This is a genomic window from Sulfurimonas sp. (assembly GCF_028694895.1).
Lineage (GTDB): Bacteria > Campylobacterota > Campylobacteria > Campylobacterales > Sulfurimonadaceae > Sulfurimonas.
Map to the genome: position 1 here is coordinate 43,966 of NZ_JAQVKA010000005.1, position 9,126 is coordinate 53,091.

The window sequence follows — 9,126 nt, forward strand, 5'->3', positions numbered from 1 at the left end:
TTGTTAAGCTTTAAAGCTTAATATAACCATAGAATAGCATAATTTGTGCTAATGTTCAGATATAATGCCGGATAAATATTCAAGATACCCTCTTAGGACACCTTATGTCAAGTGCTAAAATCATCATAAAACACAATAAACACCGTATTCATCCTTGTCCTAATGATAAAAAACTCTCTCTTCTTACACTCCTACTAGAGCAAAACAGTATGTTAAATATTCTAGTTGCTTCTTCACAAGATATTGAGCTTACTAAAGAGATAACAGAGGCAAAAAACGCTACTGTTGTTAATGATGATGAGTTAGTAAATCAGCCAGATCTGATGTGTGACCTTTTAATTAGTTATGATTTACCATCAGCTGATATTTACATGTCAAGATTATCAAGAGCAAAAGAGGGCGCTATTATACTCCTTGACATAAGTGAGCAACAAAACCTCTACCCAATTGAGACGATTCTTAAAAGAGTTATTAGACAAGATATCATTGTTGGTTATGAATATGAACCTCAAGAAAAGATGAAAATTGCTCAAAAATCTCTTCAAAAAGAGAAAAGCGTCTATAAATTTGACCCCGATGCTTCTGATAAGCCTTCTTATGAGAAAACACAAACAGAATATAAAAAATCATTTGACAAGCCAAGGTTTGATAAACCTAAATGGGATAAGCCAAAAAGAGATGCTGAAGGCTCTGAGCGTAAAGCATTTGATAAACCAAAGTTTGATAAGCCCAAATACGACAAACCAAAATATGATAAGCCTAAGAGAGATGGTGAAAACTCCGAGCGCAAACCATTCGATAAACCTAAATGGGATAAACCAAAAAGTGATGGTGAGAGTTCTGAGCGTAAGCCATTTGACAAACCTAAGTGGGATAAGCCAAAATATGATGGTGAAAAAAAGTATGATAAATCAGGTAAAAAACCAAATAAATTTTTAGGCAAAGATGATAGCGGTAAAGCTAAATTCTCTGGTAAAAGTGGTGAGAGAAATCATAAATATGACGGAAAGCCTAGAGAAAATATTGAAGCGCCAAAAAATGTAGGAAGAAAGATAACTATAAAAGAGCGTAAACCAAAAGATGAGCCTAGCTCTTAAAAGTTACAAGTTCGCCTCTTTTTAAGAGTGCAATCTTTCCTTTAAACTTACGAATATAAAAAGCTTTTTGCTCAAACGAAATATCTGAGCGAACATTTACTTTCTTGTACTCTCTCTCATAATGTTTCATCAAAAATGAAATTAACTCAGCCTTTAGTGCCTCTTCATCTTTGAGCGCTTTTATCTGTTCATCAACAGCTATGGCCATAAGCTCTGGATGAGAAAACTCTCCACTTAATGCCAAAGAAAATTCTAATGAGTGAAACTTTAAAAGTGATGGATCTAGCACATCTAAAATCTGATCTATAAACTCAGGAGACTCTAAAACTGTTTTTATAAGGCTTAACTCCCACATATCTTTATGACGATTTTTATCTATGAAATGAGTATTTTGGTTAGTGTTTATCTGATTTGTTATCTTGATAAGAGAAGGGCTCACTCCAAATCTTGAGGCCAAGTATGATTTATACTCCTCTTGAAGCATTGGTGAGAGAGTTTTAAGATAAGCTATTGCATCTTGCATACAGAGCTCTCTTGCTTTTGGATCACTTAGGTTATAGAGCGATAAAATCTCATCTAACACAAACTCTATAAAAGGTTGTGGTTCTCTAAACATAGTTGACAGCTCTTCAACAGCACCATTTTTTACCATATCCGCTGGATCCATACCATCCAAAAAGATTACAACTCCACCATTAAATCCACCTGCACTAAGTAGCTTTGAGGCTTTAAGAGCAGCTGCTCGCCCTGCTTTATCTCCATCATAAGCCATTATAATTTTTGGCTCACCCTTACGTAAAAGAGGCAAATGCTCTGGCGTTAGAGCTGTTCCAAGTGTTGCAACAGCATTGGTAAACCCTGCTTGATGAAGCATTATAACATCGAGATAGCCCTCTGTTATAATTACCTCTTTTGTTTTATGGATACTTTGTTTAGCATGATGATAAGCATATAAAAGACGAGATTTATTAAAGTATGGGGTCTCTGGAGAGTTTACATATTTTGCTTGGTGCCCCGTTATAGTTCTGCCACCAAAACCAACAATGGTTCCATTTGCAGAGTGGATAGGAAAGGTAATGCGTTCTATAAACCTTGCAAACGTTCTTGAGTTCTCGCTTCCTACAATTCCCATCTCTATGGCTTCATTCATGTTAAATAACTGTGATTTTATATATGAGATAGTTGCATTTGAGTCTGGTGCGTATCCTATGCCAAACTTCTCTATACTATTTTCATAGATGCCACGCTCTTTTATATAAGAGATAACTTGAGGATTTTTTGTAAAAAGATAGCGATACCACGCGTCTATCTTCTCCATAATCCCTGAACGAACTTTAGGGCTTTTGCTATCGCTGTAAGATAGAGAGAAGTTATACGTTGAAGCAAGTTTTTCAAGTGCTTCTGGGTAGTTTAGTTTTTCATACTCCATAACAAACTTTATGCTATCGCCGCCAGCACCACATCCAAAACAGTGATATATCTGTTTTGCGGGGCTAACCACAAAAGAGGCGCTTTTCTCATCATGAAAAGGGCATGGAACTTTATAATTTGCACCAGCTTTTTTTAACTCTACATAAGAACCTACAACATCAACAATATCAAGGCGTGCTTTTAGGGCTTCTATGGAGTCTTGTGTAATCATGTATGAATTATACAAAAATGTTAGTTAAAGGGAGGTTTTTGAAGTCTGGTGACATTTACTAAAATAGGTCATTTTAGGACCTATTTTAGAAGGAGAAAAAAAATCTAGATATTAATAAATATCTGTAGTCGGGTGATTAGGTTTACTAATCGGTGTATTTGTTTCTTGTACATCGTAATGTACAATACTATCAGCTTGGAGGGCACCTAACATTATTGTGATTGCTAAAATGAATTTTTTCATTTCATTTCCTTTGGTAAGAACGCATTACGCTCTAGAATTTTAAATCAGAGTAATTTTATCCGATTTAAAGAAACCTATTATTGATTTATATCAATTTATATACAAATCCCTATAAATTTTATTAAATAATTTTATGCGAAGTTATTTATGATACAATTGCGGTTCAAATTTTAAAGAAAGTGGGTGATGTGATATGCCAGGTATTGTACTACGTAGTGATGACAATTTTGATGCATCTTATCGTCGTTTTAAAAAGCAGACTGATCGTAACTTAATCGTTACTGAAGCTCGTGCTCGCCGTTTCCATGAAACGAAAACTGATAAGCGTAAGAAATTCTTAATTGCTTCTCGTAAAAAAATGCTGAAACGTCTTTATATGATGAGACGTTACGAATCACGCCTATAGAACATAAGCCTTCGGGCTGTGTTTTTTCCTCTACATACAAAATAAACTCTCTTAAAAAGCTACTCTAACTCTTACTCCAGGCAAAACTGCCCAAGTTTCATCTGATTTTGATGGATGATAAATAAACTGCATACTAGTTGTAAACTGTACCCCATAATATATTTCATATCTATAAAATATCTCTGTTGTGCTTTGAGCTCTATAGTCTTCATTTGGCTTTGCATAGCCAACTGCAACTGAGAGCAAATCATTTGTCTTATATAAATCTTTTCGCCCAATACCTAGTGAGATATGCTCTTCTTCTAGCGCATCAGTAGAGACTGCATACTTTGCAAATACTTTATACTCATTTTCAAGTATGTGGTTAAAAGAGAAGATAGCGCCTTGGTTTTTCTCTTTTTTATTATCTTTAGAGTCCTTGTCCCATAAGGTGATATAGTATAGACCATCTTCTGGTGTTAAACCAAACTCCAGTGCAGAGTAGAGCTTGAAATCTCTATCTATTATATTTCCTAAAGATTCCCCTTTTTTTACGTCAGCATCTGCAAAATAAGCAAGGGTATAATAACTTGGTTTTTTATACTTTAAAACTACTCCTGGCCCATTTTCAGGGAGTGAATTGTATGGAGAGTGTGAGAAAGTATGGCTTAAAAAATATCTATTTTGATTTTTATAAAATGAGTTGTCAATAAAAGAGTTACGATTTAAAAATCCAAAACGAACTCTTAAATCATCAAAGATATATTGATACCAAAACTCCGTAACATATGGAGATAAGTTCTCATGAGATGGCGAAACGGGATAAAGAGAGCCTATCTTATCGCTATACTCTTTACTTGAGTATCCACCATAATTGTTTCTACTTCTGAGGTTAAAGCCAAAACTCGAATTTGGAGTTGATTTATATATTCCAAAAATATCAAGATTACCACCACTTCCAAAAGTATCACTAACGCTCTCATACTGAGCAACCCCTCTATAAGATATACCAATATCCAAGTTATACTCATACTTTAAAACATTTAGCCCTCTGATGCCCTCTTTTATCCACTCTGGGATGTTTTCATTGTTAAGCAGCCTATCTCTATCGCTAATTATCTCTTCAAGCTGTGCAGAAACATCATCACCAGAAGAAGAATCCTCAACATTCTTATCTTTATTTTTTCTTTTTTCTATTTCATCCAAAGTAAAATTTTTATTAAATACCGTAGTTTGCGCTGCATCTTCCTCTACAACAAGGGCGTAATCCTCGCTTGAGGCGGCACTTTCTTTCATGACATTTACATCAACATTTGACAAAAGAGTTTCATTTATATCAACAATTGAACTGTTTATATCTTCTTGAGATAGATTTAATAAACCTGCCTCAGTCCCATTTTCATCAGTTTTATAAATATTTTTTGCACCATTTATTTTATTATAGCTTCTGCTTTTTGTTTGAGGCTCTTTTTTCTCTATTGTTTTGAGCGTATAGATAAAAACAGACGCAACAATAGAGGTAGCTATAATAAAAATCAGTACAAAATATTTCTCTTTCATATTCTTAACTACAATCTCCCATACATATCATTGTAAAATGATAAAGCATGTCTATCGCTCATAGAAGCTATATAATCAGCTATTACTCTATGCTTATTCCTACTTTGCAACTGCTCTAGGTAAAATTTAGGCATCATCTTAGGCTCTTCGTTTAAGCCTACATAGAGCCCTTTTATAGCCTGTTTGCCCGCATACATTTTTATCATAATATCTTTATGTTGATATAGCTTACTAAAGAGAAGTTTTTTTAGTTTTTTTATCTCAGTCTCAAGTTTTGGCTCAAAACCTATTGGTAATTCACTCTTACTCGGGAGTGAGGCACTATATATTTTACTATTATCAATTTTATCTTTTGAGAAATCTATGAGGGAGTATACAAGATGATTGATTAGGTGTGAGACAAAACGATACCTAAACATCTCATCTTCATCTTCACTAATCCCCTCATCTTTAACCTTTTGTAAAATCTCTTTGATTAATAGACTCTCTCTTAGATCATCAAAGCGTATCAGACCTGAGTTTACACCATCATCGATATCGTGAGTTATATACGCAATCTCATCAGCTCTATCAACCACCATAGCCTCAATACTTGGATGTGTTTCAAGATTGAATTTCTCATCAATAAAAGAGGGTAAGAAACTCTTTTTATAAGGGTATGAGTGTTTTAGTATCCCCTCTAACGTTGCAAAAGTAAGATTGAGCCCATCAAACCCTTTATAACGCTTCTCTAGTGATGATACAACCCTAAAACTTTGAAAGTTATGCTCAAACCCATTTTTAAAACCATCACTCTTCAGACACTCATCAAGCGTATCTCCACCTATATGGCCAAAAGGGGTGTGTCCTAAGTCATGTGCAAGTGCTATCGCCTCAGCTAATGATTCATTTAATCCTAGGTGAGAGGTAATTGAGCGGGCAATTTGTGAAACTTCTATTGAGTGGGTAAGGCGTGTACGAAAAAAGTCTCCCTCTTGATTTAAAAAGACTTGTGTTTTATACTCAAGTTTTCTAAAACTTCCAGAGTGAATAATTCTGTCTCTATCTCTTGCGTAAGGATTTCTAAAATCTTTATCTATTGTGTAAAATCTATCATATGCTTGCATTATCAATCCTCCTTTATGCTTTTATCACTTGGTTTCTTCCAGCTTTTTTCGCCTTATATAGAGCATTATCAGCTCTTTTCATAACCGCAAATGGGTCTTTGTCTTGAGAGTTTTTTTGCACAACTCCACAAGAGATATTTATATATATCTTTTTTGAGTTTTGTTTATTTCTAACTACAAAAGGTGTCTTAGCAATTACCTCTCTTAAGGTATCTGTACTTGTATATGACTCATCTAACTCTCGCGAAGGAAAGAGCAAAACAAACTCCTCTCCTCCATACCGATAAGCTTTTCCGCCACCACCAACCTCTGCCAATTTTGCAGCAACCATTTTTAAAACTTCATCACCAGTATCATGCCCATAAGTATCATTAAATTTTTTAAAATGGTCTATGTCTATCATTGCAAAAGAGTATTTCATACCTAGCTTTGCCATATCTTCCATCAAAGCTCTTCTTCCTGGAAGTGATGTTAGCTCATCATAAAAAGCCAAGCGATAAGACTCTCTGATGAGTAAAATAAATATAATTATACTTATTGATAAAAGTAACAACTCTTTTGCATGTGGAGTTTTTATAAAATAAAAGCCCGTATAAAATGTTAAAACTATAATCAAAAACGAGCTATTGTAAAGAATAGATCTGTTAAATATCAATAATATTGCTATCACAGTTATAACAAAAATAGCGATAGCTAGTGCTATATCTTCGATTGGATAAAAAGAAGTTGTAAAGAGTTTTGTCTTTAAAAGTGTAATAATATCACTATTTGGATAAAAGACAAAATATAGAACAACTGCTATCTCAACTATAAAAAAGGCTATTTTTAGCACTCCCCAGATTGAGAAAAGGCCTCGCTCTTTAAGTGACAAAAAGAGAAGAATATGTAGCGGGTAGAGCATTGAGACGTAAAGAAAAAGATCAGTTGCTCTTTTAGCTCCTAGATGCTCAAAGGCTATATATATCAAAAGAAGAGGGAGAATTATAAATATAAATCTGTTTCTGTTAAAATGCCATGAAATCCATAAAATAGCTACTGTTATAGCATAAAACAGATACGGGATTATGCTAAATATAACTTCTGGTATCTTCTTCTCATAAAAAATGAGTGACCCAAGAGTTAGAGATATAAAAAGAGGTATAGATATATTTATTGCTATTAATTTTAATGGGTTCATATACCTTCTTTGTTAAGCTACGCTTTTTTTAGGAACTCTGTTTTTAAATAAATTTTTGTTCCATTTACTCTGCCCTCAATATGTCCTTCTACATCTTGTGGTATTGAGATATTTCTAACAGTTGTGCCTCTTTTTGCAGTAAAGCCAGCACCTTTAACCTCTAAATCTTTTATGATTACAACGCTGTCACCTGCGTTTAAAATAGTTCCATTGGAGTCCTTTACAACTACGCTATTTGAACTTTTTATCCCTGCATCTGCCCAAGCTCTTACATCATCTTCCATATAGATTGAATCGACTAAATCTTCTCTTCCAAGAAGCTTTAACAATCTATATGACATAACTACAACAGCTGGTACTTCGCTCCACATACTATCATTTAGACAGTTAAAGTGTACCTCATCTATTTTATCTGGATTTTCTATCTGCTCTTTGCATGTAGCGCAGATATACACTGACTGCTCTGCGCTACCATCTGATGGTGCGACTTCAAACACACTAAGATTCTCACTACTTTGACAAAGTTCACACTTAGATTCACTTCTACTCTTTAACTCTTCTTCAACACTCATAACTTCTCCTAATATTTTTTAAACTCAATCGCATCTTCTGGTACGGTTGTAGATTTATGTTTTGTTCCATCAAAGGCTTTTTGTGCCTCTTCTTCGTTGTAGTTTCTACACTTCTCTATCATGCTTGGGTCACTATTTGGACCTACATTTTCACACATAGCAAAGTTAACCTCAAAATATGAGCATCCACTAAATAACAATGAGCTTATCGCAATATATTTCCACATGTAATTACCTTTTTTTAATGATTAAATCTAAATATTTTGATGGTGTTTTTTTCATCATCTCTTGTGCTAGCCATCTTATCTGAAAATAAGCAGCACCGCTGTCTCTTAATGTAAAGTAGTTTTTTAAACTTCTAAGATTAAAGGTAACAACCATATCAACCTTTACATTATCACTAATTATATGCTTAAAAGCATCGCCTACATTACGCTTCTTTTTTCCACTCTCCAGCGCATCAAAGAGCATCCTAGGATTACCTCTAAACTCTTCTAGAGCACCAAGTGAGCTTTTAGCCACTGCAATTTCATTAAAATCTTCTACTATTTTTGACTGATAAAGGAGCTTATCATACATCGCGCCAATCTCAATTTTGTTATACTCCTCATCACATGTAACGAGCATATCAAAACTCAAAACTTTGTTTATAAAAAAATCTCTATCATTTGCACTCTGTGAAGCTACAAAAGCATTTATCACAGAACTCATAGTATAGCGTGTACTTCTTACACTAATAGCTTGCATACGGTGGCGTGCATGCTCTTGAAGTACGCCTCTACTTGTTCCTCTTACTAAAAAGCTCAAATTTGCATGTTCTAAAATAGAGTGATGAAAATAGGTCCAAGCCAAATCATCTAAAAGATTTGACTCCTCAATAGCATTTATTTTTTGACATACTGAATTATCTGGCATATTTTTTTCAATATATTGAATAGCTTCATTTTCACTATTTTCAAATGAGTCATAGCAAGTTCTAGCTGCTGCTTCTGCTACTCCTATCCCCGTCTCTTGTATTAAGACAACTTCAGGTTTTGAATATTTTATGCCATAAACACTTTCCATACACCAATCCTCACTTATGCTAAGTATTATTTTACTATAAAAAGCTTACTAATAAGCCTCTATCTTGATATGCTAAAGCCTATTCCTACTTTTTTGACATGGTTATCATAGTCGATTAAGCTCTCACCATAACCATTAAAAAACTTCATATAAAAGAAGAGATCATCTTTATTTGACATACTGAATTATCTGGCATATTTTTTTCAATATATTGAATAGCTTCATTTTCACTATTTTCAAATGAGTCATAGCAAGTTCTAGCTGCTGCTTCTGCTACTC

10 protein-coding genes are annotated in these 9,126 nt (G+C 34.1%); 2 read left to right on the forward strand and 8 right to left on the reverse strand.

Translation table 11 applies throughout. From position 1 onward, the window contains the following. Positions 1-104 precede the first annotated feature (104 nt). Complete coding sequence (locus PHI38_RS01700; protein WP_299851907.1) at positions 105-1,097, forward strand: hypothetical protein; 993 nt, start codon at positions 105-107, stop codon at positions 1,095-1,097. Here PHI38_RS01700 and dnaG read toward each other — a convergent pair. After that, positions 1,087-2,739, reverse strand: a complete 1,653-nt coding sequence (dnaG, locus tag PHI38_RS01705; protein WP_299851910.1) for a DNA primase — start codon at positions 2,737-2,739, stop codon at positions 1,087-1,089. The two genes, PHI38_RS01700 and dnaG, sit on opposite strands and share 11 nt — an antisense overlap. A gap of 436 nt (positions 2,740-3,175) precedes the next feature. Between dnaG and rpsU the strand changes: the two genes are divergently transcribed. Further along, positions 3,176-3,388, forward strand: coding sequence for a 30S ribosomal protein S21 (gene rpsU, locus PHI38_RS01710; protein WP_294890544.1), 213 nt, complete (start codon positions 3,176-3,178; stop codon positions 3,386-3,388). A 51-nt stretch (positions 3,389-3,439) separates the two neighbouring features. On the opposite strand, the gene PHI38_RS01715 is transcribed toward rpsU, so the two are convergent. The 7 genes from PHI38_RS01715 to PHI38_RS10275 are packed head-to-tail and all read right to left on the reverse strand — an operon-like array spanning position 3,440 to position 9,026. Continuing rightward, positions 3,440-4,927: a porin gene (locus PHI38_RS01715; RefSeq protein WP_299851913.1), complete on the reverse strand. Its 1,488-nt coding sequence runs from the start codon at positions 4,925-4,927 to the stop codon at positions 3,440-3,442. A gap of 8 nt (positions 4,928-4,935) precedes the next feature. Continuing rightward, positions 4,936-6,033, reverse strand: a complete 1,098-nt coding sequence (locus PHI38_RS01720; RefSeq protein WP_299851916.1) for a deoxyguanosinetriphosphate triphosphohydrolase — start codon at positions 6,031-6,033, stop codon at positions 4,936-4,938. Positions 6,034-6,046: 13 nt separating this feature from the next. Then, positions 6,047-7,210 carry a diguanylate cyclase gene (locus PHI38_RS01725; protein ID WP_299851919.1) on the reverse strand — a complete coding sequence of 388 codons (1,164 nt, stop codon included), beginning with the start codon at positions 7,208-7,210 and terminating at the stop codon, positions 6,047-6,049. A gap of 17 nt (positions 7,211-7,227) precedes the next feature. After that, positions 7,228-7,782 carry an alkylphosphonate utilization protein gene (locus PHI38_RS01730; protein WP_299851922.1) on the reverse strand — a complete coding sequence of 185 codons (555 nt, stop codon included), beginning with the start codon at positions 7,780-7,782 and terminating at the stop codon, positions 7,228-7,230. Between the two features lie 8 nt (positions 7,783-7,790). Further along, positions 7,791-8,009: a hypothetical protein gene (locus PHI38_RS01735; RefSeq protein WP_299851924.1), complete on the reverse strand. Its 219-nt coding sequence runs from the start codon at positions 8,007-8,009 to the stop codon at positions 7,791-7,793. 4 nt (positions 8,010-8,013) lie between these two features. Further along, complete coding sequence (locus PHI38_RS01740; protein WP_299851927.1) at positions 8,014-8,847, reverse strand: FAD-dependent thymidylate synthase; 834 nt, start codon at positions 8,845-8,847, stop codon at positions 8,014-8,016. 59 nt (positions 8,848-8,906) lie between these two features. Continuing rightward, on the reverse strand, positions 8,907-9,026 hold the full coding sequence (locus PHI38_RS10275) for a phospholipase A (RefSeq protein WP_367182597.1): 120 nt from the start codon (positions 9,024-9,026) through the stop codon (positions 8,907-8,909). Positions 9,027-9,126: the final 100 nt, after the last annotated feature.

What these genes read in the sequence shown, in the direction of transcription:
- rpsU (WP_294890544.1), top strand. Translation starts at nt 3,176, where the DNA reads ATGCCAGGTATTGTACTACGTAGTGATGACAATTTTGATGCATCTTAT.
- dnaG (WP_299851910.1), bottom strand. Translation starts at nt 2,739, where the DNA reads ATGATTACACAAGACTCCATAGAAGCCCTAAAAGCACGCCTTGATATT.
- PHI38_RS01730 (WP_299851922.1), bottom strand. Translation starts at nt 7,782, where the DNA reads ATGAGTGTTGAAGAAGAGTTAAAGAGTAGAAGTGAATCTAAGTGTGAA.
- PHI38_RS01725 (WP_299851919.1), bottom strand. Translation starts at nt 7,210, where the DNA reads ATGAACCCATTAAAATTAATAGCAATAAATATATCTATACCTCTTTTT.
- PHI38_RS01735 (WP_299851924.1), bottom strand. Translation starts at nt 8,009, where the DNA reads ATGTGGAAATATATTGCGATAAGCTCATTGTTATTTAGTGGATGCTCA.
- PHI38_RS10275 (WP_367182597.1), bottom strand. Translation starts at nt 9,026, where the DNA reads ATGTCAAATAAAGATGATCTCTTCTTTTATATGAAGTTTTTTAATGGT.
- PHI38_RS01720 (WP_299851916.1), bottom strand. Translation starts at nt 6,033, where the DNA reads ATGCAAGCATATGATAGATTTTACACAATAGATAAAGATTTTAGAAAT.
- PHI38_RS01700 (WP_299851907.1), top strand. Translation starts at nt 105, where the DNA reads ATGTCAAGTGCTAAAATCATCATAAAACACAATAAACACCGTATTCAT.
- PHI38_RS01715 (WP_299851913.1), bottom strand. Translation starts at nt 4,927, where the DNA reads ATGAAAGAGAAATATTTTGTACTGATTTTTATTATAGCTACCTCTATT.
- PHI38_RS01740 (WP_299851927.1), bottom strand. Translation starts at nt 8,847, where the DNA reads ATGGAAAGTGTTTATGGCATAAAATATTCAAAACCTGAAGTTGTCTTA.